Below are 26,754 nucleotides of genomic sequence, written 5' to 3' on the forward strand. Positions count from 1 at the left end.
CGCCGCGTGCCGTCCCGTCCCGCGCCCGCCGGGTGTGGCTCCCGCGCGAGGTCGAGGAATCGGGACGCGCCCCCTGCATTCGTCCCATTCGCCACCGCGCGCCCATCGTGAAATAGGAAGAACGTGGCGCCCTCACCGTACACGATCGTGCCGCGTGGTTACAGCGCGTCAGTCTGTTGACGATGTCAACGCGCTCGCTCTATGCTGTGCACGTCAAGGGGAGGGGGCGGGTGCAATGACGCATCAATCCGCCGGGGAGCGGGGGGCTCGGCCGTCGGGTCGTGAGCCCGGAATGAAGGCGGCCGTGGCGGGGCTGCTGGCCCGTCTGCGCCGTGCGGCGGTCGGCGGGATCGTGCCGGAGCAGGTGTTCCTGGAGCAGGCTCGCGCGCTGGGGCTCGGTGACGTGGAGCGGGAGCGGCTTCGCGGGGAACTGGCCGGTCTGGGGCTGCCGGTGGGGGAGTCGGGGATGCGCGGCGGTGTGTGCGCTGGAGCGCGTAGGGGGTTGCATGCAGACGGTGACGGTCCGTATGTGGAAATGGTTGCACCGACTCGTGAAGAAAATGTGCCCACCGAGGTGAGTGGGCCGGGGTTCCGCTCCGGTGACGTGGCCAGGGCACTGCTGAGCCGGTACGCCGACCCCGACGGGTACGTGACCCGGCGCGCCCTGGACGGCGTGATCCGGCTGGCCGGCCTCGGCGCGCGGGAGGCGGCGGTGCTGCGGGCGGGGGTGCGGGTACGGGGCGGGGAGGCCGCCGCGGAGACGGGCCGGGCCACCGGAGACGGTCGCCCCGGTGGCCCTCCTCGTGGCCGGTCCGTCCATCCCGCCGACGCCGAGCAGTACGAACCGGAAGACGGGCCGGACGAGGACGAGCCCTTACCGCCGGCGCAGACGGCGACCGGACGGGGTCCCGGCGACCTCGCGGCCGCGGTGGCCGCCGCGAAGGCCGTCCTGGAGAACGACCGCTTCCGGCGGCGGCCCGAGACGCGTCTGCTGAGCGCCGAGGCGGAGGTCGGACTCGCCGTGCTGCTGCGGGGCGGTCCCGATCACGTCGCGGAGGAACCCGACGACCTCGGCGGGCTGCCCCCCGACGACCTCCGGGTCCGCGCCCGCGACTGTCTCGTCCTGCACAACCAGCGGCTCGTGCGCACAATGGTGCCCCGCTATCTGCAACAGGGGCTGGACTACGAGGACCTCTTCCAGCACGGCGTGCTGGGACTGATGCGGGCGGCGCGGAAGTTCGACCCGGCCAGGGGCTTCAAGTTCTCGACGTACGCCACCTGGTGGATCCGCCAGTCGATGACCCGGAGTATCGCGGACGAGGGGGCCGTGATCCGCGTTCCGGTGCACATGCACGAACAGATGCGCAAGGTGGCGCGGGCAGAGAGCACCCTCGCGACGCGGGGGCGCCCGGCCTCGGTCGCGGACGTGGCCGTGTACTGCGACACGACCACGCAGAAGGTCGAGGAAGTCCGGAAACTGAGCAGGCGTACCGACTCCCTCGACCGGGTCGTCGGGGACGGGGTCACCCTCGGCGACTTCATCGGGTGGTCGAACCCCCTGCCGCCGGTGGAGAAGGGCGTGCTCGACGCGATGCTGCTGGAGCAGGTCATGGAAGTGCTCGGCACGCTCCCGGCACGCGAGGCCCATATCCTCTCCCGGCGTCTGGGGCTGGACGGCGGCGAGCCGTCGACCCTGGAGGAGCTGGGGCAGCAGATCGGCAGGACCAGGGAACGCGTCCGGCAGATCGAGTCGAAAGCCAAGAAGAAGTTCCGGTCCCGGCTGGTGGAGGCCGGGCTCACCGCCGCGTGCCTGTACGGCGGCGACCTCGGTGAGGTGCCCGGGGAATCCGCGGAAGCCGGGAAACCAGGGGAAACGGGCGCAGCCCGGGAGCCGAGGCGATCGGGCAGGGCCGGGGAGCGGGTCGGCGGGCGGCGATCCGGCAGCGGAACCAAGCGACCCGGCAGCGCAGGGGCGGGGTCCTGCAGCGCAGTCGCGAGGCCCGGCGGCGCAAGCGCCGGGTGCAGCGGCGGAGTCCGACAGCCAGGCGTCGGGACCAGGGGCGTGGCGGGGGGCCCGGAGACGAGGTCCTGGGAACAGCACGTGCCTGACACGTTGCCGGCTCGTCCGGCGCGGCAGACACGCCCGGACGTAGGACCGTCCGCCGTATCCGACGAGGCGTCGACGGACTCCCCCTCGGCCACGCCGCCGGAGACTCTCCCCCCACGTGCGGCGCAGCCGGTGCTGCACAGGGGGCAGACGGACCGGCGGTACGACGGACACGCGGGCGATACCCCCGTGACGACTGGGCAGGGGCGGGGAGCGGTGGTCGACACGCAGAGCGCCGACGCGGACAGCGGGCCGGCCCGCGAGCGCCGCGCGGAGCGGGCACCGGAGCCGGAGGCCGCGGTGGAGGGCTCACGTTCGCCGCGTGCCGACACGGCGGAGAGCGGGCCGCCGGCCCCCGGGGCTGCGGCTCCCCGGCCCACGCAGTACACGGCGGACTGGCACAGGGCGGTGCGGCTGACGGCCGACCCCGGCGGGGGAGTGGCCTGGCTCGCCGCGTACGCGCTGCTGGCGGTGGGGCACGCACAGCTCACCGTGCTGCTCGGCCCCTCCCCGGCCGATGCCGTGGTGCGTGCCGTGCGGGACAGGGAGATGCTCGACCGGCCGGTGGTCACGGCACTGGAGGTGCTGCGGCGCGTCTTCGACGCGGTGAAGGAGGCCGGGCTGCGGCCGGAGGACTTCTTCGAGAGGCCTGCCGAGGCACTGGTGGGTGTGACTCCGCGCGCGTACCTGGCGGCCAAGCCCCTGGTGCTGGGCGAATCGCGCCTCGCGCTGCGCGACTCGTTGCGGGAATTCGTCGCCGAGGTCTCCCCGCGTGCCGGGGAGCAGAGGGCCCGCGCCGACAGCGCGCCGGACGGCAGGGACCAGGCTCGTCCTCCGGTGGAGACGCCCCCGCCCGCCCACCTCCCGGAAAGCGCGCCCCCCGCCGGGACGGCGGACCCCGGCACGGGGCGGACCGAGGCGGAGCCCGACGCCGAACCGCGTCGTCCCGGCGTACACGCCGCGTGCGAAGCCGGGGCGACGCGCGTACAGGACGTACGGGATGAGGCCCGGGGACGACCCGCCGAGGAGTCACGGGCCGCCGACGCCCGGCACCTCGCCGCCCGGGCGGACACCGAGCAGCAGCTCGACGCTCTGGAAGAGGCACTGCTGCGCCGCGTGGACAGGGCCCTGCTGCGCCAGGAGCGGCACCTGCGCGCACAGGCCGAGGAGCAGATTGCGCGGATCGTGGACGGGCACCACCAGACGCAGCGAACCCTGGCCGAGCGGGCCGGACACGCCGAGCGAAGGGAACGCGCGGCACGGACGGCCCTGGCCGCGTCGGCGGAGCGCGGCGCCCGGGCGGAGCAGCGCGCCACAGAAGCCGAACAGCGCACCGAGTACGCCGAGCAACGCGCCCACGCGGCCGAGCACCGCGCGAACCGGGCCGAGCAAAGGGCGAACGAGGCCGAGCGCAGGGCGAGTACAGCCGAAGAGCGGGCCACGGCGCTGCTCGCCCGGGCGAACGAGGCGCAGCGGCGGGCCGAGGAGACCGGCCAGCGGCTGCGGCGCCACCGTGACGAAGGGCAGACCCGCATCGCGGACCTGGAGCAGCGGCTGCGGCGGACGGAGGTCCTGCTCGCCGAACGCGACGGTGCGCTGCGCGCCGCCAGGCAGCAGACGTCGGCACAGGCTTCGGCGCAGGTGGCGGCGGCCGAACAGCGGGCCGCGGCGCGCGTCGCCCAGACCGAACAGGACGCCCGGGCCCGCATCGCCGAACTCCAGCAACAGCTCGCCGCCGAACGCGAGGCCGCCGCCGACCGCCCCACCCTCCGGGACCGCTGGCGCCGCTCCTGACCGGGCAGCCCACGCACCGCGTGCCCCGCATCCGCGCCCCACCGAGCGCCCCGCATCACGCCGCAGCACGCGGCGCCGCACCCTCCCGTGCCGCCCCCCCCGTACCGCTCCAGGAGCATCCCCATGGACCCCAGGCAAGAACTCGTCTCCTCCCTGCACCGCCGGCTCGTCGGCCCCGCCCTCGGAGACCACGAGGTGCTCGAGGCGCCGCCCGACCGCGAATACCTCATGGGCACCCTGTACCCCCAGGAAGCCGACCTCCAGCGGCAGCTCGACCTCGCCGCCGAGGAACTCGACGGCACCGGCACGGAGGGCGGCGCCGAGGACACGGCGCCCGCGGCGGACCCCGTACCCGAGTCCAACTCCTGGCTGCCGTCCTCGCTCGGCCTCAGTTTCTACACCGACGCCACGACCATCGACGTCCGCTGCGCCGCGGCCCGCTACCGGACCCACCCCGCCACCGGGGAGCGGGGCCGCCGCTGGGAACGCGTCCCCCTGCCCGGGGAGACCCACACGCTCGGACCCGGCCGGGACCAGGTCCCCGTGCTCGACGGACGCGCCGAGATCCGGGTCCGCAGGCGCGCCTTCGGCTCCGGACAGCTCGTCACCGTGGCCCTGGTCAACGAGGCCCATCACGAACAGGCCCTCGGCAAGGCCGCACAGTGGGACCGGATGCTCTTCCAGGTCCAGCTGGAGGCGCGTCCCGTGGACGGCGGGGTCCTGCCCTACCCGAGCGTACGGCTGGCCAGCCGTGACCCGGAGGAACAGGAACTGCGTCTGCAGTACCGGCACGTTCGCACCCACGCCGTCGGCCACGGGTGCGCGGTCGAGGAACGGTACGGCGAGGACACCGCGGGCGGCCGGGACGGAGAGCGGGCGGTCGTGGCACTGAAGGCCGCCGTCATGCCGGAGGCCGAGGTCAGCGGAGTCCGGGCGGCCGGATTCACCGGATCCTCCGTCCTGAACGTGCTCCACCTCGCCGACCCCGACATACCCCGTGCCCAGCTCCGCGAGGAACTCGCCGAGTTCGCCGCCGACTACCGTGCCTGGTACGTGGGCCAGCTGAACACCGCGGTGCCCGCCTGGGGCCGCGAGGCCGCCGACCGCGTTCTGGCCCGTATCAACTCCGCCGCCACCCGGATCGAGTCCGGCGTCCGCACCCTCTGCGACCCGGCGCGGCCCGAGCTGCTGCACGCCTTCCGCACCGCCAACCGCGCGATGGCACTCCAGATGCGGCACTCCGCCCGCGACCAGGCGGGTGAGCGCCGCGCCCGCCGCGACCCGGTGCACCTCGACCCGGAGCCCGGCCCGGACGCCGTATGGCGGCCCTTCCAGCTCGCGTTCTTCCTGCTCGCCCTGGACGGTGTGGCCGACCCCCGGCACCCCGACCGGGCGACCGCCGACCTGATCTGGTTCCCGACCGGCGGCGGCAAGACGGAGGCGTACCTGCTGCTGGCCGCCTTCACCATGGTGCTCCGCCGGGGCGAGAAGGGCGGCGGGGGCACCGCCGTCCTGAGCCGCTACACGCTGAGCCTGCTCACCACCCAGCAGTTCCAGCGCGCGGCCACCACCGTCTGCGCACTGGAGACACTGCGCCGCGCCGACCCGGCCACCTACGGCGACGAGCCGTTCTCCATCGGCCTGTGGGTGGGCGAGGCCACCTCCCCGAACTCGTACGAGAAGGCCAGGGCGGTCTTCGACGACGTACGCCTCGCCGCCCGGCCCGACGACGTGTTCATCCTCGACCGCTGCCCCTGGTGCGGCACCCGCATCGTGCCCGCCCACAAGTCGACCGACATCGGGGACTACGGGATCCGCGCCACCGCCGACTCCTTCGCGTTCTTCTGCCCGCGAGCGGAGTGCGCCTTCCACGACGAGCTGCCCGTCGCCGTCGTCGACCAGCAGCTCTACGACCGGCCGCCCACCTTCGTCCTCGGCACCGTGGACAAGTTCGCCCGGCTCGCGTGGGAACCGCACGCGGGACGGCTGTTCGGCGCGGACAGCCCGAACCTGCCGCCGTCCCTCGTCATCCAGGACGAACTCCACCTGCTCACCGGCCCGCTCGGCACCACCGTCGGCCTGTACGAGGCGGCCGTGCTCGGCCTGTGCACCACCCGCGACGGCACCGGACCCAAGATCGTGGCGTCCACGGCGACGATCCGCCGCTCCGGCGAGCAGATCCGCGCCCTGTACGGCAGCGACGCCCAGCTCTTCCCTCCCGCCGGGCTCGACGCCCGCCACTCCTACTTCGCCGAACCCGACACGTCACGGCCCGGCCGCCGCTACCTCGGCGTCATGGCCCAGGGACACACCGCGGGCCGCGCGGCCGTCGCCACCGCTGCCGCGATGCTCCAGGGCGCCCACGAACTCCCCGAGGAACACCGCGACGCCTACTGGACGCTGGTCGCCTACCACCACAGCCTCCGTGAACTCGGCCGCACCGTCACCGCCGCGGCCGACGACATCCCCGCACAGCTCACCGGGCTGGACTCGGGCGCGGGGGTCAGGCAACTGACGGACCACCAGGTGCAGGAACTCACCAGCAACCTGCCGCGCGCCGAACAGCCCGTACTCCTCGACCGGCTCGAGAAACCCTGGGACGACCGGCAATCGGTGTCGTTCCTGCCCTGCACCAACATGCTGTCCGTCGGCATCGACGTGAAGCGACTCGCGCTGATGCTCATGCAGGGACAGCCCAAGACGACCGCGGAGTACATCCAGGCCACCAGCCGGGTCGGACGGCACACCGTGCCCGGTCTCGTCGTCACCTTCTTCAACGCCACCCGCCCCAGGGACCGTTCCCACTACGAGACCTTCGGCGTCTACCACCGCTCCCTCTACCGTCACGTCGAACCGACCAGCGTCACCCCCTGGTCCGTGCCCTCCCGTCGGCGCGCCCTGCACGCAGCGCTCGTCATCCTCGTACGCCATCGTCTGGGCCTGGCCGCCGAGAACCAGGCGGGGCATCTCCTCGACCGGCTGCCCGAGGCACAGGCACTCGCCGAGGAACTCGCCGGGCGGGCCGCCGCCGGGGAGCCGCACACGGCCGACGCCGTACGCAAGGAACTCGGCGGACTCCTCGCCGACTGGGAGGACGCCGCCCGGGAGGCCCGCAAGGACGGCCGCGAACTGTACTACCGCAGCCAGGGCAAGGGGCAGTCCAACCTCATCAAGAGCTTCGAGCAGCGTTACGGCCTGTGGGAGACACCGAACTCGATGCGCAACGTCGACCGGGAATGCCAGGTGACGGTGAAGGGGGCCGACCTGTGAGCCGCACACTCCGCGTACGCCAGGCACAGACCGTACTGCCGTTCGGCGTCGGAGCCGTCTTCGACATCCAGGGCGAGTCCTTCGTCGCGACCGGTATCGGCGACTGGCCGCAGAAGGCCAAACAGCGCGTCGAATCGCCCCGGCTCGCGGCCCGGCTCGGCGTCACCGGGTTCTACGCCGCGCCCGCCACGGCCAACGACCGGTTCGACACCCCCGACGCGCCCGGAGCCCCCTACATCCGCTTCCCGTCCTGGCTGTTCTGCGGAGCCTGCCGCCGCATGAAGCGGTGGCGCATCGCCGACGAGAAGCCGGGACAACCGCCCCGCTGCCCGTCCTGCTCACCCGGCCGGACCCTCGCCCCCATGCGTTTCGTGCAGATCTGCGTGGCCGGGCACCTCGGCGACGTCGACTGGTGGTTCTGGGCGCACTCCAGGCAGGAGGCCGGCCAGCGGCGCCGGTGCGGCGAACGCGAGAGGCTCCGCTTCCTCGTCTCCGAGCGTGCCGCCGGACTCGAAGCGCTCTGCGTCGCCTGCACGGCCCAGGGGTGCGGGGCCCGCCGCGACCTGCTCGACCTCCTCGGCACGCACGGCATGCGCTGCTCGGGACGCAACCCCTGGCAGCGGGCCCACGAGGCCGCGCCGTGCGGCAAGCCCGTCCAGATCGTGCAGCGCACGGCGGGCAACCTCTACTACCCGGTGGTGCACTCCGCGCTCGACATCCCCGAGTCGGACACGCCGGCCGCGCAGGAGGACGAGGAACTCGCCCGACACGTACGCGACCACGACCTGTGGGTGTCGCTGTGCCGGGTCGCCGGCACCCCCCGCGCCGACGTCTTCCGCACGATGATCGAGGAGGACACCGGCGCCACCGGCCACCTCCTCGACGCCCTGCTCGCCGAAGAGACCGGACAGCCCCTGCCCGTCCCCTCCCCGGACCCGGCCGCAGCGCCGGTCCGCCCCGACCTCAGCCGCGAGGAGTGGGCCGCCTTCACCGCCCCGGCACCCCCCGCCACCAGGGATTTCGCACTGCGCGAGACCACCCTCGGACTCGGGCGGGAGACCGCCGAACCCTGGGCCGGCCTGCACCGTCGCATCGGCCGGATCGTGCTCGCCGACCGGCTGCGCGAAGTCCGCGCCCTGTCCGGCTTCACCCGGGTCACCCCGGACGCCCCCCTCGTCCCCGCCGACACCGCCCGGCGTCTCAACTGGCTCCCGGCGGTCGAGGTCTTCGGCGAAGGCATCCTCCTCACCCTCGACAAGCACGAACTCACCGCCTGGGAAGGCGACACGGACGTGCGCCGACGTGTCGCGGGAATGCGCGCGGACCTCGACCGCTCCTTCCAGAGGGACCGGCTCCAGGCGCTGACCGGGAACGAGCTCTCCCCGCGCTTCGTCCTCCTGCACACCCTCGCCCACCTGCTGATCCGCCAGCTCTCCTTCGAATGCGGCTACACGACGGCCGGCCTGCGCGAACGCGTCTACGCCCGCCCCGAACAGGACCAGTACGGCATCCTCGTCTACACCGCCGCGGGAGACGCCGAAGGCACCCTCGGCGGACTCGTCCAGCAGGGCGAACCGCCGCGTCTGGCCGAGACCCTGCTGCGGATGACCGAAGCCGCCGCCTGGTGCTCGGCCGACCCGCTCTGCTCCGAACACACCGGCCAGGGCTTCGGCAACCTCAACCGAGCGGCCTGCCACGCCTGCGCACTGCTGCCCGAGACGAGCTGCGAGACCGGCAACACCCTCCTCGACCGTGCCCTCGTCGTCGGTGGCGACCGCGTACCCGGCTACCTCGAGTCGATCGTCACGGCCGCCAGGAGCGCCGCGGCGGACGCCCTGGAGGACAAGTGACACGCACCTACCTCGACCTCGTACCGGAACAGCGCGGCTGTCTCGAGGGCCTGCCCTTCGACGGCAATCACCTGGTCAGCGGCCCGCCCGGCAGCGGCAAGAGCCTCCTGGCCGTCCAGCGGGCCGTCATGCTCGCCCTCACCGGCACCCCGGTCGTCCTGCTGACCCGGTCCCACCTGCTCCGCCAGTCCCTGGCCGCGGCCGTACACACCCTCGGCCCCGCGGACGGCGGTGTGCGCGTGGCGACCGCACACGCGTGGCTCACCGAGTGGTACGGCGGGCACCCCCCACGCGGCACGGACGGCTGGTTCGACTGGGCGGCCCTCTACGAGCGTGCCGTGGAGACCGGCCCGGCGCCCGGACTCACCCTCGTGGTCGACGAGGGCCAGGACCTGCCACCGGAGTTCTACCGCCTCTGCCGCCTGCTCGGAGCCCGCACGACGGTGTTCGCGGACGAGTGCCAGCGGTTGACCGACGCCCACTCCACACTGGCGGAGATCGCCGAACGGCTCGGCCGCTGCACTCGTGCCGCACTCGACGGCAACCATCGCAACACACGTCAGATCGCGTCCCTCGCCGCCCACTTCCACACCGGGACCGGCCTGCCCGCCCTCCCCGGACGCGACGGGCCGCCCCCGCGCCTGCACCGGCTTCCGCACCACGGCGCGGCCGACCTGCTGATCCCGCTGGCGCAGCGGCACCCGCAGCACAGCATCGGCGTGATCGTGAACTCCACCCAGACGCAGTTCTCACTGCTCACCAGCCTGGAACGCCGAGCACCACGGCTCAGACCCCAGCTGTACACCTCCCAGGCGCGAACGGCACACAGCCGTTACCGCACCCTGGACCTCGACCGCCCGGGCATCGTGCTCGTCCACCGGGCGAGCGCCAAAGGACTCGGCTTCGACACCGTCGTCATCCCCGACACGCACACCGACGCGGCGGTCGACCCCACCTCGGCCGCCCTGCGCATGACCTACTACGTCCTCGCGACCCGGGCACGGCACGAACTCCACCTGGCGTACGAGGGAGAAACGGAGCCACCTCTCTGCGCGCAAGTGGGCACCGGCGACCTGCTGCGCGGCTGACGCCTCCCGCCTTCCGCGCCGGCGGCGGCCCGGACCCGCCCGGGGGCCGGACACCGGACACGGCGATCACTGGTCCATGGCTCCGGGCATGGCTCCGGGCCCGATCTCCACGGCGGGCGGGACCACGTCGGCCGGACGCAGCCCGGTGGCCCGCCGCTCCGCAAACCCGACGCGGGCGAGGGGAGACGTCTGCCGGGCGGGGACCGGGATCAGGCGGGTCACGCGGGCGGCCTCTGCCGTTCCCCACTCCTCCAGCAGCGCTCGCGCCTGTCGCTCGCCCAGGAGACGTCCGGTCTGCCGGTGGATGGCCAGCGCGCGGTGCGCGAAGTCGTGGGCCTCGGGGCCGCCCGGCGTCTGCGTCCGGGCCAGGATGAGCAGACTGTCGGCCTCGCACATGCGGTAGCGGTGGGTCACCGCCAGCTGCAGCGCCTGATAGGCGTAGTCGCGCGCGGCGTCGGGCAGTCCCAGGACCTCGGCCGTGGCCGCGGTCGCCACCAGGGCGCGGCTGTGCCAGCCCGGGTTGCCCGACTCGTCCGCCAGGACGACCGCCGACAGGTGTTCCTCCAGATCCCGGTTCACCGTCGCCAGGACGCTGCGTGCCAGCCAGCTCCAGCGTGGCGCCTTAAGACCCTGCGCCAGGCGCCACGCCTTCTCCGCGCACTCGCGCGCCGCGTCCGGCCGCCCGGCGTCCAGGTGCACCGTCGCCAGTTCGCTGTGGGCCGCCGACTCCAGGTCCGTGTCGCCGAACCCCCGGAGGAGAACCAGGGCGCGGGCGTACAGCGCCCCGGCCACCTCCACGTCACCCAGGGCGTGCTTCACGATGGCCAGATTGACCAGGACGTACGGCTCCTGACTGCGCGCACCGGCCCGGGTGGCCAGTTCCAGGGCCTGGCGCCGGACGCGCAGCGAGTCGGCCAGGCGGCCCAACTCGAAGTACACCTCGCCGAGCCGTGACAGCGTGACCACCGTGCTGGACGCGCCGCGGGCCGACGCCACCGCGGGCATCACCGCCTCCAGGCGGCCTGCCGCCTCGTCGAGGTGCCCGGTGAAGATCAGGATCTGCGCGATGAAGTTCTCGCAGCCGTCGATTCCCTGGCGGTGGTCGACGGCGCGCGCGATGGACAGCGCCGTCTTGAAGCTCCTCATCGCCTTCGGGTAGTCCCGCACGCTCATGCTCGCGTGCGCGAGGCTGTACCACCCGCTGAAGCGGGCTTCGGCGTTGCCCAGACGCTCGGCGGCCGTGATGGCGGCGTTGGCGGCGTCGATCCAGTCGCCGACGTTCATCCGGGTGGCGAAGTAGGGGCGCAGGCCGTCGGCGATCCGCCAGGTGTGGGCGCCGATCGGGTCGTCGTGCAGGACCGCGATCAGGTTCGGGATCTCGTTGTCGAACCAGGCCAGCGCCTCGGCCGCGGTGTCGAAGTCCGCGCCGGGGGAGTGCTCCGCGCCGGACAGGCGGGCATACCCGGGGTAGGCCAGCGCCTGGGCGGCCAGGGTGCGTTCCAGGTACCAGTCGGTCAGACGGCCGCGTGCCGTGGCGCGGTCGGGCTCAGGGTCCTCGGCCTCGGCCCGCGCCCGCGCGTACAGGCGGGTCAGGTCGTGGAGGACGAAACGGTCCGCCGACGACTGGCCGATCAGGTGGGCGTCCAGCAGCCGGTCCACCAGGCGGCCGGCCTCGGCCTGGCTCAGACCTGCCAGTACCGAGGCCGCCGCGACCGTGAAGTCCAGCCCCGGGGAGAGCCCGAGGCGGCGGAACATGCGGCGGGTGTCGGGGTCCAGCGCGTCGTAGGACTGTCCGAGGACGGTCTGCATCGTGCTGTCGCTGTCGCCGGGAGTCTGGAGTGCGGCCAGGCGGTTGCCGTCGAGCAAGTCCCTGATGTGGTCGGCGATCGACGCCAGCGGATGGTTGGCGATGTTGGCCGCCGCGATGCTCAGCGCCAGAGGTATGCGCCCGCACGCCTCGGCCAGGCTGTGGGCCGCGCCCGGCTCGGCGCGCAGGCGCCCGGCACCGAGCATGCGCTCCAGTAAGTGCTCGGCCTCCTGCGGCGACATCGGGCCCACCGCCACCTGGCGCGCCCCGTCCCGCACCACCAGGCCGGTCAGCCGGAAGCGGCTGGTGATCAGGGTCGCCGAGCCCGGCCCGGTGGTCAGCAGCGGGCGGACCTGGTCGACCGACCGGGCGTCGTCGAGCAGCACCAGCAGGCGCTTGTCGGCAACCGTGGAACGGTACAGGTCGATGAGCTCGTCGGCCTCGGCCGGGATGGCGTGCCGGGGCAGCCCCAGCGAGCGCAGCGCGCGGGAGATCGTGCGCGCCGGGGTCATCGCGCGCTGCGTGTCGTGGCCGTGCAGGTTGATGTAGAGCTGGCCGTCGGGGAAGCGGTCGGCCATCGTACGGGCCCAGTGCACGGCCAGCGTCGTCTTGCCGACGCCGGCGGGACCGACCACCGCGACCGTGCCCGGGGCGCCGTCGTCGGACAGGCTCCCGGCGAGAAACCCGTCGAGCTGGTCGAGCAGGTCCCGGCGCCCCACCAGTTGCGGCGTCGACGGCAACTGCATCGGCACCGGCGGTGCCGGGGGCGCGGACGGGGCGTCGGGGAGAGAGGTGTCCGCCGGGGCGTCGGGCATGGGGCACGCCTCCTGCTCGGGGATCGCGTGCGGTGTCTCGGCCGACGGGCTCGGTGCCAGGGCGTCCAGCGAGGGATCGGCGCGCAGGATCGCCTGTTCCATGTCGGTGAACCTGCGGCCCGGGGTGAGCCCCTGCTGCTCGGCCAGCAGTGAGCGCAGCTCCCGCGCCTGCTCAAGGGCCGCTGTCTGACGGCCCGAACGGTACAGCGCGAGCATCAGCTTCACCCGCAGGTTCTCGTGGAGGGGGTGCGCCGCGACCAGGGGCATCAGGTCGTCGATGAGCGCGCCGTGGTGCCCTTCGCCGATCTCCAGGTCGGCCAGGTCCTCATAGGCGGTCAGGCGCAGGCTGGTCAGCTGGGTCTGCGCGGACTCGGCGTAGCTGACAGCGATGTCGGCCAGCGGCATGCCCTGCCACAGCGCGAGCGCCTTGCGGATGAGACGCACCGCCGAGCATCTGTCGCCGCGCGCTGCCTCCTGGCGGGCCCGGGCCATGTCGCTGCGGAAGACGTCCAGGTCGAGCTCGCCGTCCTCGACGGCGATCGAATAGCCGGGGGCGCGGCTCTCGACCGGGATCTCCGCTCCGGCGTCGCGGCACACCCGGCGCAGCGCCGCGATGTCGGCCTGTATCTGCGAGCGGGCCGTCTGTGGCTCCGAGCCGCCCCACAGCGCTTCGATCAGCTGCCGGGTGGAGACCACGTGGTTGGCGTGCAGCAGTAGATAGGCCAGGACTGCCCGGCACCGCGGACGCTTGACCGCCAGCGGCACGCCCTCGAAGTCCATCCCGACCGGTCCGAGTAATGTGTAGCGCATAGCCGTCAGTAACCCCCGTAAGCCGGGATTGCCGCCGGGGTTGCCGGCTGCGCGCCCGGCGTGCGTTGTCAGCTCCGGTTCGCCTGCGTGTGCCAAGTCACCATTGCACGCTGATCGACTTGCAGTCGACCCCCGCATGGTTGCCGCATAGCGGACGTATGGCGCGTGCCCAAGGCGGGTATTCCAGGGCGTTTCGATTGCAGTTCAGGTGAATGGCGAAACCTGTGAATACGGGGACCGTGGGTTTCGAGACATCGGGTCGCGTCGACCGTCAGGGCAGCGCGAGGGGCCGGTTCACTGGCCCGGTGAACCGGACGTCTCGGTCGAGACCGTCAGTGAGGGAACCGAAGCGGCCTCGGGGAGGGGCGCGGCGATGCCCTCCTCGCCCGCGATGCCGATCGTGCCGTCGGGGAAGCGCTGGACCGAGCGCACGCCCGGCAGCAGGTTCAGCAGCAGGCAGGGTGTGCCGATGAGGGCCGCGGCGGCCAGCAGGGTCGTGCGCATCCCGAGAAGCTCGGCGACCGGGGCGGCGGCCGCGTAGCCGGCGGGCATGGCGATCAACGAGATCATCCAGTCCAGCGAGCTGACGCGGGCCAGCAACTCCTCGGGGAACAGCTGCTGCTGCGTGGTCGCCAGAATCTCGCCGACGAGCGAGGTCATGGTGAACGCCACGGCCACGCCCAGGGCGATGACGAAGAGCGGGGCGGGCGGGGCAAGCAGAGCCAGCGGGCCGATGCCGATCACCGCGGCCGCGTTCGCGGTGACCAGGGGGCGGCGCGGCCGGTAGTGAAGCGCGGCCAGCCCGCCGACGATGGAACCCACCGAACCGGTGATCATGATCACGCTCCAGGCGGTGGCTCCGCCGTGGCCGTTCTGCATCACGACCGGACCCAGGACGAAGAAGAACGCTATCGCGAAGTTCCACACGCCCCAGCAGAGCAGGTTGGCCAGATACCAGCGGTGCTTGGCCACCGCCAGCCAGCCGTCGCGCAGGTCCGCGAAGAAGTGCTGTTTCCCGGACCGCTGCGCCTGCCTGTGCAGCTGCATGCGGCCGATCAGCACGAAGCTCAGCAGGAAACTGAGGGAGTTGACGAGGATCGCCGTGCCGGGACTGGAGACCGCCAGCAGCAGCGCGGCGAGGGCCGGGCCCAGCACCTTGGTGGTGCTGTCGGTCAGACCGAGCAGGGCGTTCGCCGGTTGCAGATGCTCGGCGCCGACGAGCTCGGGTAAGACGGCCCTGGACGCCGGGGTGAAGAAGGCCATGGCCATGCCGGCGATCGTGTAGGTGGCGGCGAACTGCCAGACCGCCGCCTGGTCCAGGAAGATCATCACGGCGAGCAGGCCGTAGCAGACCGCCTGGATGGCGTCGCTCGCCATCAGCACCAGCTTGCGGGACAGCCGGTCCGCCCAGACCCCGCCCACCGGCAGCATCGCCACCTGGCCGACCGCATGACAGGTCAGCACGGTGCCGACGTTCATGGCGCTGCCACCTGAGCGGAGGATGGCGAAGACCACGGTCACCGGTATCAGGGCATTGCCCATGGCGGAGATGCTGCGCGCGGTCCACAGGAGCCGGTAGGGGCGCTCCCGCAGCGTACTCAACGATTTCGGCATGGATATGGGCATGGGCGGCCCCGCTTTCTGATGAATGGGGTGACACGGAACTGCTGGGGGGCGGACAAACAACACGCAATTGTGTGGGCGGTTCAGGAACGGAACAAGAGCTCCCCATCGGCCCGCAACCGCGGTGCGCGGGGCCACGGGCAGGCCGGCGCCGAGGCGCTCAGGGACCGACGGCGTACTGCTCGTTCCCGTACAGGACGGTCGCCGGTGTGTGGTCGACCCGGGTCCACGTCACGGTGCCCGCGATCAGGGTGTGGTCCAGGAGGGACACTGTCTCCCGTACGGCGCAGACCACGGTGACCGACGCCTGCGTCAGGACGGGCACGCCGCCCACCCGCTGCCAGGGCACCCCCGCGAACCGCTCCGCCGGGGTGCCGGTGGCGAACTGCGCCACCAGACGCCGGTCCGCCCACGTCAGGACGTTCACCGCGAAGCACCCCTCTGATCGGATGCGCGTCAGTGTCCGGCTCGCCGTGGTCAGGGACAGGAGCACGCTGGGCGGATCCACGGACAGGGACATGACCGCGTTGGCGGTGCACCCGACGGGTCCGGCCGCGGTGACGACCGTGACACCGGTCGGCAGCCGGGAGATCGCATGTCGGTAGTCCTCGGCGGAGACACTCGGACGGCTTGGTACGCGGTCCTCGGTCTTCATCGCGCTCCTTTCGGCCGGGCGGCGGCTATCCGCGCCGACTGGCGATCATGGCGGCCACGGTCTGTCGGTCGATCTTCCCGTTGATGTTCAGGGGCAGTTCGTCACACACGGTCACGCTCCGCGGGACCATGTACTCGGGTATGCGGGAGCGCAGGTCAGCGAGGATCCGTTCCGGCTGAGGATCCGGGCCCGTGCACACGGCTTCCAGGAACATCTCGCCGCCGGCGTCCGGAATCGCCGTCACGATCGCGTCGCGGACCCCGGACCGCTCACGCAGCAGGGCCTCGATCTCGCCCAGTTCGACGCGGTAGCCGCGGACCTTCACCTGCTGGTCCATCCGCCCCAGGTGAAGCAGTTGCCCGTCCAGCCGGGTGACTCGGTCACCCGTGCGGTACCAGTGGTCGGCGGTGACCGGGGTGTCCCCGGAGTGGGGGACCGGGGTGCCGGTGGCGCCGTCGTGCAGCAGGAAGCGGTCCGTGTTGTTCTGCGGGTCGAGATAGCCGGGGAAGCGCTGGGGGCCGCGGACCACCAGTTCGCCGTCGTCGCAGGGATGCCCGTCCGCATCGAGCACCAGGTGGTCGAGTCCTGGATACAGCGTCCCGATGGGAACCGTGCCGTTGGCCGTGCGGGGCCACTGCGCGACGTCGGGCGGCAGCCGGAACTCGGCGCAGCTGATGGTCAGTTCGGTCGGCCCGTAGAGATTCTCCAGCGTGCTCTTCGGCGCAGCCGCGGCCCACGCCGCCGCCTGCTGCAACGTCAGGGGTTCACCGCAGAACAGACTCCAGCGCAGGGCCGGCAAGGACCCCGGCCTCAGCGCCCGCATCCGGCGTGCGAAAGACACCAGTGACGGCACGGAGAACCAGTGCGTGAGCTCCGCCTGCGCCGCCCACCGAACTGGTGCCATCAGGTCGCGGGGGGTGGGCACGACCAGGGTGGCGCCACTGCCCCAGGCGGCGAACATGTCGAACACGGACAGGTCGAAAGTGAGGTCGAAGGTCTGGGACACCCGGCTCCCCGGCCCCAGCTCGTACCGCGGTATGACGTGGGAGAGATACGCCGAGACATTGCCGTGCCGGACGGGTACACCCTTGGGCGTGCCCGTCGAACCGGAGGTGAACAGCACGTACGCGATGCTGTCGGGCCCGGCGGGCCGCACGGCGGACACGCCGTTCCCGTTCGCTGTCGCCGCCGTACGGGTGAGGGGCACGACCGGGGCCGGCAGGGCGGGAGCCGTGTCCTGTCCACCGGTTGTCCTCGCGAGGACGAGGCCGATGTCGCCGGCGGTCACGATCGCGGCGTTCCGGGCGGCCGGGAACGCCCGGTTGAGCGGGACGACCGTGGCGCCCAGGAGCTGCACCGCCAGATAACCGGCGTAGGCGAGGACGCTGCGTTCGGCCAGCAGCCCGACGCGCCGCGGTACCCCGTCGGCCGCGGTGAGGAGCCGCGCCGCGATCCCTTCGGCCGCGTCGTGGAGCTCCCGGTAGGTCAGGCGGTCTGCTCCGACCTCGAGGGCCACTCGGCCGGGAAACTCCGCGACGGAGGCGGCGAACCACTCGTACAGCGTCTGCCTCATGGTCGTCCCCCACCCGGTGTGACGGCACTCGACTTCTCGGTGGCCCGGATCAGATCGGTGAACGCCTCCTCGACCAGCCCGGGCCGCGGCCGGCCGCGCGCCGCGGACAGGGCCGCGATGCGCAGAATCCTGGGGAGCTCCTGCCAGGCCGCGGTCTCGGAGGCAGCCGCCTCGGGATCCAGCAGGCCGTCCGAGACCAGGACCGTGTTCCGGTGCGCGTAATGGCGTGCGGCGGCCCACATGTCGTCCGTGTAACGGGCGGCCGCCACCGGGTCTGCGAGCATCGTCGCGTGGGTGTGGGACAGCACCGCCACCGGCTCGAACAGCCACCGTCCGTCGTCCGGCGCGCCGTCACGCGACTCCGGTACGGGCGCGCCGTCACCCCGGGTGCGCACGAGCCAGCGGTAGTGGCTCATGGGCGGAACGGCCGTAGCCCGGCCCAGGGCCATGCGGTCCCGGCGGGCCACCTCGGGCCCGGACCCCTCGACCGGCGTCATGGCCCGTGCGAGTTGTGCGTCCTCCAGCCGCCCCAGGAAGGGCTCCTGTTCGCCGTGCGGGGTGAGCGCGGCGAAATGGTCGGCCAACTCCCAGGAGCCGCCGCGCCGTCCACGGATCAGGATCCAGTGGGGCGCCGCGGCCCGGCCGTATCCCGGTGCCCACGTGACGTGCCGGGTGTTGGCGACAGCCAGCACCCGGCCCCGGGCCTCCAGTTCGGCGAGCAGCCCCTCCTCGGCCGTCCTCCAGTCGGCGGCGCCCCGATAGGCCAGCTCTCCGCCGTCCACGGTGAGGTCGATGCGGGTGTGGTGGGAGAACGCCAGCTCGCTCCCGGGCAGACCGGTGCGCACCGCCAGCCGGGTCGCCTCGGCGAAACGGCGCGCCACGGCGGGGATCTCCGGGGCCAGGTAGCAGACCAGGCTGGTCGTGTAGCAGCTCAACTGCGGCGGTTTCGCCAGGACGTCAGGCACGTCAGCACTCCAGGTCGGCGGGCGGGGCGTCGGTACGGCCCCCGGTATCGAGGTCCTCGCGAGGGGTGAAGGCGCAGCTGAGCGGTACCGGGGAGCTGTCGCGCAGACTGGCCCACCGGTACCGGCCCCAGCGGCCGTGGCGGTGGCCGGGCGTCACGTCGATGGTCCAGGGGCGGCCGGCGAGACCGGTGCCCGCCGCCTTGACGCACGACTCCTGGACGGTCCAGACCCAGGCGAGTTCGCGCGCCCGCTCCGGAGCGGGCAAGCTCTCGAGCGGTGCGGCGTGCCCCTGGAGACAACGCCGGAGCATGCCTTCGTACGGTTCGTCGGGCGGGAGTTGCACGTCGACACCGACACGGCGGCCCGGTGCCACGGCCGCGGCGCTGAGGCCGCCGTCGTGGGAGACGCTCACGCCGACGTCCGGATGCCCGACCAGGCAGGGGCGTCCCCGCGCGTCGGGGCGGACCGCGGTGTCCGCGAGGTCGGGGCGGACCTCGCGGAGGAGCCGGCGCAGGGCGGCTCGCCCCGCCAGGAACCGCTCGGCCCGCCAGGACGGAAGGCTTGCCGCCCGGGCCAGATCGTCTCCGAGGAGTTCCGCCGTGTCCGTCGCCCGGTCGGTGCGGCACAGCACCCACACCCCGTCCGCGACGTCGTACCGTCCACCGGGCTTCCCGGTGCGCGTCGACGTGCTCGCGGATTCTCGGGCCGGCCCGTGCGCCGTCATGCCCGTAGCTCCGCCAGGAGCTGTTCGGACATGTCGGCCACACCGGCGAGCATCAACTCGGTCACGCCCCCGCCGATACCGAGGACGCCCGCCTCCGCGCGGACACCCTGGGCACCGCCCGCGGCGAAGCCGTCCGCTCCCTGGAGCTGGGCGCACTGGGCGAGCACGGGGTCGACCGTCAGCCCGACGGCGGACTTCAACAGGGCCCCGGCCGACAGGTCCTGTCCTCTCACGGCTGTCCCGGCGAGCCGGTCGCACAGCGCTCGCAGCTGGGCGACGCGTACCAGGCACTCGGCGAAGCGCTGGCGCACGACCTCGTTGTGCCACAGCGGCTCCCCGTCCACAGTGCGCTGCCTGAGGCGTTCGCGGGTGTCCGCGAGCAGGCGGCTGGTGAGCGCGACGGCCCACAGCGCCCCGGCGAGCCGCTCCGTGCTCATGTGCCGGGCGAACACGGCCATGCCCCGGCCGTTTCCGCCCACCAGGTGGTCGGCGGGCAGGCGCACCGAGTCGAACCCGATGTGCCCGGTCGCCGCGTTCGTGAGCAGGCCGGTCGTCGCGGTCCGTACGGTCACGCCCGCCGTCCTCGCCGGTACCAGGACCCAGCTGAAGGCGGTGAAGTGCCGTCCGGGGCGGTGCCGGGCCAGGACCAGCAGGTACTCGGCGCTGCCGGCGTTGGTCACCCAGCGTTTGCCGCCGTCGACCACCAGTTCGTCGCCCTCGGTCCGCACCTGTGTGCCGAGCCCGCTGAGATCGGAGCCCGCGGCCGCCTCGTCGGTGGCGGCGAGCGCCACCTGTGCGGTCCCCGACACCACCTTTTCCCAGGCGGCCGCGACGGGAGAGGACGCGGCCGACGCGGCGCCGGACCGGCCGGAACCGAGGATCGGCAGCGCGCTGGCCGCCTGCACCAGAACGCTGAGCGTCGCCCCGTTGTCCCCGCGGGCGTCGACAGCCCGGAGCAGGGCGCCCAGGCGTGCCGGGTCCGCGACCGGGCCCAGGGCGTTGCTGCTCCCGTACAGCGTGGACAGGGTGCCGGCCGCCCCGAGCGCCCGCCACACGGCGGTGGCCGGAGCGCCGACGGGAACGCCCTCCAGCGCCTGCGGGATGAGCCTGTGCCAGGCGGCCGACGACGACTGACGGGACGCGGATGCCAGGTCAGACAAACCGCACCCCGGGATCGAGGAGGGCGAGCTTGCCGTCTGCCAGGTGGAGGCGGTCGTTGCTGTAGTTCAAGGACGCGGAGCGCAGGTCCCGTAGCGCCTGTTCGAGGCGGGTCGGGGAGCCCTTGAGGTAGCCGTGCCGCATGCCGACCGCCTCGATGAGGCCGTCGACGACCGCGAAGCACTCCTCGGCGGCCGTGATCTTGAGCGCGTTCAACTGCAGCTGGATCTTCGGCACGCTCAGATCGGGGCTCCGGCTGACCGTACGCTCCGTCTGCGCGAGCAGGGCGTGCACGGTGTCCAGACGCCTGCGTGCCTGGGACAGCCTCGTCAGGAGCAGCTCGGAGCCGAGGTCGACCCGGTTGCGGTTGTCCGGCGAGCGCAGCATCCGCAGGACCCGGGAGAGCGCTCCGGCCGCGGTGCCCAGCCAGGACGCCGCCCAGGTTAGATGCGCCATCGGGCCGAACACCGAGGTGACGATGGTACGGAAGTCGCCCTGCTCGCCGACCACGTGATGCTCCGGCACCCTGCCGCGCAGGCGCAGCGCGACGCTGTGGCTGGCCCGCATGCCCAGCGGCTGCCAGTCGCCCGTCTGCTCGATGGTGAGCCGGTCGCGGTGCGCGTAGACGAGCGACACCTGATGAGGTGACGTGGCGCCCGGCGCGAGCATGGTCACCAGGAAGCCGTCGGCGTGCGCGCCGCCGGTGACGATGGGCGCGAACCGGTCCACGTCCAGTCCGCCGCCCGTGGCGTCGAGGGCCGCCTCGGCGGTGAGCAGGTGGCCGCCCTTGCCGGCCTCGGTGGTGACCGAGGCGAGGTAGATCCTGCCGTCGGCGATCCGCGGCAGGAGTTCGGTGCGCAGCCGCTCGTTGCCGTGACGCACCACCGCTGCGACCTGCTGGCAGTGCATGGCGAAGATCATCGCCACGGACATGTCGACACGCCCCAGCGACGTGCACGCTTCGATCGTGTCCCGCAGGCCGCCGCCGAGCCCGCCGTACTCGGCCGGCACCAGCAGGCCCAGCAGCCCGGTGCGGCGCATCTCGTCCAGTGCCTCGACGGGGAAGACGGCGTCGCGGTCGGTCCTGTCCAGGTGTTCGGCGGCCACGGCGGCGACCCGGTCGGTCAGCCCGGCCGCCCCTCCGGGCGCGGGCGGAGCCGCGGCGACCGCGGGTCCGGACGCGATCGCGTTCATGTGCGCTCCTCGGTTCGGCGGGCGTGGCCGGTCATCGGACGCTCTCCGCCCGGCCCGCTTCGGAGGCCGCGCTGATCACGTTCCACAGGTCGCCGGCGGTGGCGAAGGTGGCGTCGTTCATGGCTTCGTCGGGCAGCACCACGGCGAAGGTGTCCTCGATGGCGAAGAGCAGTTCGATGGCCTGCATCGAGTCCAGGCCCTGCTCCCGCAACGCGGTCTCGGCGGTGATCTCCTGGTCGCCGAGGAACTTGAGGAAGGGGGCGAGCAGGTCGGTGAAGCGGGGGTCCATCAGTTCACTCCAGGGGTGGGACGGGGATCCGGGGAAACAGGGGCGCGGGTCAGTGCCATGCGGGTCGTCACCGGGGCGGTGCCGGGCCGGTCGCTGTCGACCACGGCCTCCGCGGGCAGCGGGTGGCCGAGGAAACCGATGAGGCTGGCGCACAGTCCGTAGGCGCCGACATTGGGTACGGCGACCAGATCACCCGGGCTGAGGGCGGGCAGCTTCGCACCGCGTGCCCAGGTGTCGAGCGGGGTGCACAGCGGCCCCGCCACGACGGCGTCCAGCTCGGGGGCCGAGTCGGACCCGGCGGCCGTGCGCACCACGTGCGGAGCGAGCAGCGGAAGGCGGCGCAGTCCGGACATCCCGCCGAGATGGTGGATGCCGGAGGCCAGGACGACGATGTCCTTGCCGTGGGAGCGCTTCACATCCAGGACGGGAGTGATCAGCGTGCCGGCGGTGCCGACGAGGTAGCGGCCCGACTCGAACACCACCTCGGGCGCCCCCTCGCGCCAACCGGGTATCTGCTCGTCGAAGAGCTCCTGCAGGCGGGGGCGGAGCGTGGCGAGGTCGACGGCCCCGCCCGTCCTGGCGAACGGTGCGCCGAACCCGCCGCCCAGGTCCAGGACGCGCACGTGTGAGCCGTGTCCGGCGAGCAGCCCGGTCAACCGCCGAGCGGTGGCCAGTGAGCGCCGGAACTGGCCGTACAGGGAGTCGACGTCGGTGAGGTTCGTCCCCATGTACAGATGCAGTCCGACGACTTTCGCCCTGGGCCGGTCCGTGAACCGTTCCGGCTCGGCCATCACCCAGCCCGTGTCCGCGCCGAACTGCGAAGCGACGCCGGTCATGACCAGGCCCTGGCCGGGGACCGGCTGGTCGTCGTTGATCCGCAGCAGACAGCGGGCGGTGACATCGCCCTGCGCGGCGAGCCGGTCCAACTGCTCGATGGCGTAGGGCGAGTCGACGGAGAACAGCCGCACACCGCGGGTGAGGGCGTCCCGGATCTCGGCGTCGCTCTTTCCCGGCCCGGTGTACAACGCGTCGGCGGGGTCCCAGCCCGCGCCGAGCGCCGCGTCCAGTTCGCCGGTCGAGCAGACCTCCGGCCGCGCCCCCGACGCGCGCAGCGTGGCCAGCAGCGCCGGGTGCGGGTTCGCCTTCAGCGAGTAGAAAAGGCCGGCCCGGTCCGGCAGGGCCGCGCGCAGCAGATCGTGATTGCGGCGCACCTCCGCCACGTCGTAGACGTACGCGGGCGTCGGGACGCCCTCCAGATCGGCCAGCGGAACCGGCAGCACACCGGCGTGGCCCTCAACCACGGACATGGTCCACCCGGTTCGCCAGTGCGGCCAGCGCCTTGCGGTCGGTCTTTCCGTTGCCGGTGAGGGGCAGCTCCGGCACCACCAGACAGGTGCGCGGAATCTTGTACTCCTCGATCACCTGGCGCATCGCCTGCAGCACGTCCGCCCCGCTCGACTCGTCGGTGACGGTCACGAAGAGACGGGCGGGCGCCGATCCGTCCGGGGCCAGGACGGCCGCCGAACCGACGGCGGGCAGACGGCGTGCCGCTGCCTCCACCTCGATGACGCTGACACGGAAGCCGTTCTCCTTGTAGACGTCGTCGCGCCGGCCCTCGACGTACAGATAGCCCTCTTCGTCGAGCCGGCCGAAGTCGCCGGTGCGCAGTTCGGGGAACAGGCCCTCGGCTCTGGGGTAGCGCTGGGCGCTGAGTTCGGCATGCCGCCAGTAGCCGGACATGACGTTCGGGCCGCGGACCACGATCTCGCCGATCTCGCCGGCCGGCAGGCGCTGCCCGTTCGCGTCGACGACGAAGACCTCGGTGCCCGGCAGGGCCGGCCCGCTGGAACCCGGCCTGGCCAGATCCCCGTTCGCCGGCATGATGGTGGCACGCTTGCACTCGGTGAGCCCGAACATCAGGTGGACGTCCAGCCCGGGGAGATTCGCGCGCAGCACGGCCAGTGTGTCCTGCGGCATCGCGGCACCGGTGTTGGTCAGCATGCGCAGGGCGGGCTTGCGGTCTCCGGTGCGCCGCAGCAGCCGCGCCAGGGTGTCGGCGACCGAGGGGACCGCGGGCAGCACGGTGGCCCGCGAGCGCAGCAGGTTGGTCAGCAGCGGCGGCCCCACTTCCGCGGCGCGGCCCAGCCAGACGTGGGCGCCACCGCAGGCCCCGAGGAAGAGCTGGTAGAGGCCGTAGTCGAAGGAGAGCGGGAGCGGACTGTAGACCACGTCGTCCGGGCGGTAGCCCAGCACGTGCTGGATCGCCCGTACCGCGAAGAGCATCTGCTGGTGGGTGCTGACGACGGCTTTGGGAAGCGACGTCGTGCCGGAGGTGTAGATCAGGCAGACCGGGTCCACGGCGAGCGGCGCGGTCGGTACCGGCCCGTCCTTGCCCTCGGTGTCGAAGGCGCGTGCCGTCACGGTCGCGAGGTCCTCGGCCCGTACGCCCCGCCCCGCCGCCGTCGCCCGGTTAGGCGCCGAGTCGCTGACCAGGAGCATGGGTTCGCTGTCGTCGAGCACGTGCTCGAGCTGCTCGCCCTGCACCTGCTCGTGCAACAGGGAGAAGGCCACGCCCAGACGAGAGGCGGCGTAGACCAGAACGGGCACCGTGGTGGACGCCTGTGCGCCGACCAGCAACCGGTGCCCGCGCCGCAGGCCCAGCTCGCCCAGCCAGTACGCGACGCGCCGGCTCGCGGCGGCCAGTTCCCGGTACGTGAGGGTGTGGTCGTGGCAGGTCACAGCGGGCCGGTCCGGCCGGCGCGCCGCCGTCTCGTCCAGCAGTTCGTGCAGCAACGCGGCGGGAAGCTGAGTAGTCATCAGGCCTCTTCGAGGTGAGCGAGCGCAGGCTCGGCGTACAGAGACCGCCGCACGATTGCGCAGATGGCGTCGATGTCGTGCAGGTTCTCGGGCACCAGGTCGTCGGCGTCGAACTCGAAGTGCAGCTCCTCCTCCAGACGTTCCACGATCTCCACGATCCGGAAGGAGCTGAACCGCGGTACGTCGCTGAGGAGCTGCCCCTCCAGGAGCGGCCCGACCCCGGTGCCGAGCACCGCCGCGGCCACACCGGCGACGGTGCCGCGCAGCTCGCCGCCCACCACGGAGGGCGGCTCGGCGATGCCGCCCGCGGCCGGGGCGTCGCCGAAGACCACGCTGTCGGCGTGCAGCTGCTCGCGGAGGCGGGGCAGCAGCGCCGGGGGCTCCGTCCGGCCGCGCTCGACCCGGCGTACGGCCAGGTAGGTCTGCTCGGTGAGGGAGCCCCAGGCGCCCAGGTGGGCGTCGACGGCGCTGTCCGGCGACGGTGCGAAGCGTGCGCGGAAGGCGGCGTGCAGCCTGCGGGAACGGGCGAGGAACCAGGTCTCCAGGGTGAGTTGATCGAGGGCCGCGCGCCGGTCGGGGTGCTGCGCGTAGGCGTCGACGTACGCGTCGACGGCCTCGGGGCCCGCGAGGTCGACGGCGGTCGCAGTCGCGGTGGGCGCCCCGGTCGCGGGCGCGAGCTCGGCGACCAGGCAGGGGCGGGGCACGGCGGCGGCGAAGGCCCGGGACGACAGGGTCCACCGCCCGGGGCGCGCGCTGCCCCACGGGGTTTCGTTGTGATACCCGTCCACGACGTTCACCTCGTCCGTGCCGCCGGCCTCGGCGAGGAAACTGTGCGCCATGTGGCGCTGCTGGAAGTAGGGCACCCACGGCAAGTGATAGGCGTCCGAGACCACGTAGCACCCCTCGGCCGGAGGGATGTCGGTCGTCGCGGGCTCCCGGTGCAGCGCACGCACCGTGATCCCGAGAGCGCTTTGCGCCTCGGCAAGGTGCTGCTCGACGGTCCGTGCCACGGTCGGCAACCCGTTGGCCCCGGTCCCGGGACGGAAGTGCAGCGTCGCGCCGAGACGCAGATGGGTGCCCGTACCGTGCCACCTGTCGGCGAGCACGGCGAGATTCACCTGGAGACAGTCGAAGAGCTCGTACGGGAGGGTGGGCGGCGGGGCCTGCGTCATACCGTGGCTCCCGTGCCGAGGACCTCGGGCGACCGGGTCGGTGAGTGCACCGGGCCGACGGGGGTTCCCGAGCCGCCCGCCGTCCCTGTGGGCGGTATGCCGCCGAACCCGGGCGGGAGGAGCTTCGCCGGTTCCCCGTACAGCGGTTCGGCGCCGCTCGGGCCGACGGTCCGCGCCGTGGGGCCGACCGGGGCGTCCGTGATGCGCCCGTACCCGGCAGGCAAGGCGGGGGCCTCGTGCCGGGCTGTGACCCGGTGCGCGGGGCCCGCTTTCCGGTGTGCGGGCAGCGCGTGGTCTCCGGGTGCCGTCCGGGCCGGCCGTAACCGTCCGCGCGGCGAGGCTCGTTGCCTGCGCATGGTCGCGTACGTCGTGGGGACTGTGTCCCCGCCGCGAAGGTCAGCACCGCTGGAACCTGATGCAACGTGGCGCACGCCGGCCCCTCCCTCATGACATTGGTTTGTGACTCGTCACAGGAAACTATCGGGGTGACGTGATATCGCCGCCATTCGTTCGCCATGCGTTCAGCATGCGGGGCGCCGACGAGAATACGTTCACGCTCGGACGTGACGTGCCGGTGTGAACGAAAACCAATGACACTTCACGGAATGTACCCGCACTGCTCCGAGGTTTCGGGCGGATCGGAATTCCGGTCGTCGGTGCGGGACTTCGGGTGAGGGCCGGGACCGCACAGAGGAGAAGGCCCGAACCGGGGGGATATCGGCAGTGATCGGCCCCGACCCAACCGCCCGCTGTGCGGCAGCAGTCGGCCGGGAGAAAGGCATCCCGCCAGGTCAAGCGGTCGCTGTGCCACCGGATACGCGGCCGCGCCCACCAGACTCCGCGTGCCGGCGCCCGGAGCGCCACGGCGGCCGGCGAGTCGGCCTCCCGCTCGAAGACCACACATACGCAGCCCTGTTCGCGCGGCGGCGCGACTGAAAACCGCGACCTTCGCCGCGGCCGTCCGATTTCCTCGTGGACGGAACTCATGGTGCCCGCATGGCACGCGAATGGCGGTGATATCACATCACTCCGATAGCTTCCTG

General features: G+C 72.7%; 16 protein-coding genes. 4 read left to right on the forward strand and 12 right to left on the reverse strand.

Annotated elements, in window-relative coordinates:
- Window positions 1–292: 292 nt before the first annotated feature.
- From ABZ354_RS20710 to ABZ354_RS20725, 4 genes are all read left to right on the forward strand, one after another.
- On the forward strand, window positions 293–3,901 hold the full coding sequence (locus ABZ354_RS20710) for a sigma-70 family RNA polymerase sigma factor (RefSeq protein ID WP_358658741.1): 3,609 nt from the start codon (window positions 293–295) through the stop codon (window positions 3,899–3,901).
- 123 nt (window positions 3,902–4,024) lie between these two features.
- Window positions 4,025–7,171 carry a helicase-related protein gene (locus ABZ354_RS20715; protein WP_358658743.1) on the forward strand — a complete coding sequence of 1,049 codons (3,147 nt, stop codon included), beginning with the start codon at window positions 4,025–4,027 and terminating at the stop codon, window positions 7,169–7,171.
- On the forward strand, window positions 7,168–9,021 hold the full coding sequence (locus tag ABZ354_RS20720) for a DUF1998 domain-containing protein (RefSeq protein WP_358658745.1): 1,854 nt from the start codon (window positions 7,168–7,170) through the stop codon (window positions 9,019–9,021). The genes ABZ354_RS20715 and ABZ354_RS20720 overlap by 4 nt, the downstream gene beginning before the upstream one ends.
- A complete protein-coding gene (locus ABZ354_RS20725) occupies window positions 9,018–10,109 on the forward strand; it encodes a DNA helicase (protein WP_358658746.1) in 1,092 nt (363 codons plus the stop codon). Before ABZ354_RS20720 ends, ABZ354_RS20725 begins: the two co-directional genes overlap by 4 nt.
- Before the next feature lie 66 nt (window positions 10,110–10,175).
- Here the strand turns inward: ABZ354_RS20725 and ABZ354_RS20730 are convergent, their stop codons facing one another.
- The 12 genes from ABZ354_RS20730 to ABZ354_RS20785 all read right to left on the reverse strand — a co-directional run bounded on the left by ABZ354_RS20730 (window position 10,176) and on the right by ABZ354_RS20785 (window position 25,711).
- Window positions 10,176–13,541, reverse strand: a complete 3,366-nt coding sequence (locus tag ABZ354_RS20730; RefSeq protein ID WP_358658748.1) for a BTAD domain-containing putative transcriptional regulator — start codon at window positions 13,539–13,541, stop codon at window positions 10,176–10,178.
- Between the two features lie 294 nt (window positions 13,542–13,835).
- On the reverse strand, window positions 13,836–15,155 hold the full coding sequence (locus ABZ354_RS20735) for an MFS transporter (RefSeq protein WP_358658750.1): 1,320 nt from the start codon (window positions 15,153–15,155) through the stop codon (window positions 13,836–13,838).
- Window positions 15,156–15,324: 169 nt separating this feature from the next.
- Window positions 15,325–15,819: a flavin reductase family protein gene (locus ABZ354_RS20740; RefSeq protein WP_358658752.1), complete on the reverse strand. Its 495-nt coding sequence runs from the start codon at window positions 15,817–15,819 to the stop codon at window positions 15,325–15,327.
- Window positions 15,820–15,844: 25 nt separating this feature from the next.
- Window positions 15,845–17,392, reverse strand: coding sequence for an amino acid adenylation domain-containing protein (locus tag ABZ354_RS20745; RefSeq protein WP_358658754.1), 1,548 nt, complete (start codon window positions 17,390–17,392; stop codon window positions 15,845–15,847).
- Window positions 17,389–18,357: a hypothetical protein gene (locus ABZ354_RS20750; protein WP_358658756.1), complete on the reverse strand. Its 969-nt coding sequence runs from the start codon at window positions 18,355–18,357 to the stop codon at window positions 17,389–17,391. The genes ABZ354_RS20745 and ABZ354_RS20750 overlap by 4 nt, the downstream gene beginning before the upstream one ends.
- 1 nt (window position 18,358) lies before the next feature.
- A complete protein-coding gene (locus ABZ354_RS20755; protein ID WP_358658758.1) occupies window positions 18,359–19,081 on the reverse strand; it encodes a 4'-phosphopantetheinyl transferase superfamily protein in 723 nt (240 codons plus the stop codon).
- Window positions 19,078–20,241: an acyl-CoA dehydrogenase family protein gene (locus ABZ354_RS20760; protein ID WP_358658760.1), complete on the reverse strand. Its 1,164-nt coding sequence runs from the start codon at window positions 20,239–20,241 to the stop codon at window positions 19,078–19,080. Before ABZ354_RS20760 ends, ABZ354_RS20755 begins: the two co-directional genes overlap by 4 nt.
- Window positions 20,234–21,433 carry an acyl-CoA dehydrogenase family protein gene (locus tag ABZ354_RS20765; protein ID WP_358658762.1) on the reverse strand — a complete coding sequence of 400 codons (1,200 nt, stop codon included), beginning with the start codon at window positions 21,431–21,433 and terminating at the stop codon, window positions 20,234–20,236. Before ABZ354_RS20765 ends, ABZ354_RS20760 begins: the two co-directional genes overlap by 8 nt.
- A gap of 31 nt (window positions 21,434–21,464) precedes the next feature.
- A complete protein-coding gene (locus tag ABZ354_RS20770; RefSeq protein WP_358658764.1) occupies window positions 21,465–21,722 on the reverse strand; it encodes an acyl carrier protein in 258 nt (85 codons plus the stop codon).
- Window positions 21,722–23,029, reverse strand: a complete 1,308-nt coding sequence (locus ABZ354_RS20775; RefSeq protein WP_358658766.1) for a type III PLP-dependent enzyme — start codon at window positions 23,027–23,029, stop codon at window positions 21,722–21,724. The genes ABZ354_RS20770 and ABZ354_RS20775 overlap by 1 nt, the downstream gene beginning before the upstream one ends.
- A complete protein-coding gene (locus ABZ354_RS20780; protein ID WP_358658768.1) occupies window positions 23,016–24,539 on the reverse strand; it encodes a class I adenylate-forming enzyme family protein in 1,524 nt (507 codons plus the stop codon). The genes ABZ354_RS20775 and ABZ354_RS20780 overlap by 14 nt, the downstream gene beginning before the upstream one ends.
- On the reverse strand, window positions 24,539–25,711 hold the full coding sequence (locus tag ABZ354_RS20785) for a hypothetical protein (RefSeq protein ID WP_358658770.1): 1,173 nt from the start codon (window positions 25,709–25,711) through the stop codon (window positions 24,539–24,541). The genes ABZ354_RS20780 and ABZ354_RS20785 overlap by 1 nt, the downstream gene beginning before the upstream one ends.
- Between the last annotated feature and the right edge of the window lie 1,043 nt (window positions 25,712–26,754).

The organism is Streptomyces sp. NPDC005925, assembly GCF_040638805.1.
Lineage (GTDB): Bacteria > Actinomycetota > Actinomycetes > Streptomycetales > Streptomycetaceae > Streptomyces.

Bases quoted from the DNA above. Each gene is read 5' to 3' on its own strand.
- ABZ354_RS20710 (WP_358658741.1), top strand. From the start codon at position 293: ATGAAGGCGGCCGTGGCGGGGCTGCTGGCCCGTCTGCGCCGTGCGGCG.
- ABZ354_RS20715 (WP_358658743.1), top strand. From the start codon at position 4,025: ATGGACCCCAGGCAAGAACTCGTCTCCTCCCTGCACCGCCGGCTCGTC.
- ABZ354_RS20730 (WP_358658748.1), bottom strand. From the start codon at position 13,541: ATGCGCTACACATTACTCGGACCGGTCGGGATGGACTTCGAGGGCGTG.
- ABZ354_RS20735 (WP_358658750.1), bottom strand. From the start codon at position 15,155: ATGCCGAAATCGTTGAGTACGCTGCGGGAGCGCCCCTACCGGCTCCTG.
- ABZ354_RS20740 (WP_358658752.1), bottom strand. From the start codon at position 15,819: ATGAAGACCGAGGACCGCGTACCAAGCCGTCCGAGTGTCTCCGCCGAG.
- ABZ354_RS20745 (WP_358658754.1), bottom strand. From the start codon at position 17,392: ATGAGGCAGACGCTGTACGAGTGGTTCGCCGCCTCCGTCGCGGAGTTT.
- ABZ354_RS20755 (WP_358658758.1), bottom strand. From the start codon at position 19,081: ATGACGGCGCACGGGCCGGCCCGAGAATCCGCGAGCACGTCGACGCGC.
- ABZ354_RS20765 (WP_358658762.1), bottom strand. From the start codon at position 21,433: ATGAACGCGATCGCGTCCGGACCCGCGGTCGCCGCGGCTCCGCCCGCG.
- ABZ354_RS20770 (WP_358658764.1), bottom strand. From the start codon at position 21,722: ATGGACCCCCGCTTCACCGACCTGCTCGCCCCCTTCCTCAAGTTCCTC.
- ABZ354_RS20775 (WP_358658766.1), bottom strand. From the start codon at position 23,029: ATGTCCGTGGTTGAGGGCCACGCCGGTGTGCTGCCGGTTCCGCTGGCC.
- ABZ354_RS20780 (WP_358658768.1), bottom strand. From the start codon at position 24,539: ATGACTACTCAGCTTCCCGCCGCGTTGCTGCACGAACTGCTGGACGAG.
- ABZ354_RS20785 (WP_358658770.1), bottom strand. From the start codon at position 25,711: ATGACGCAGGCCCCGCCGCCCACCCTCCCGTACGAGCTCTTCGACTGT.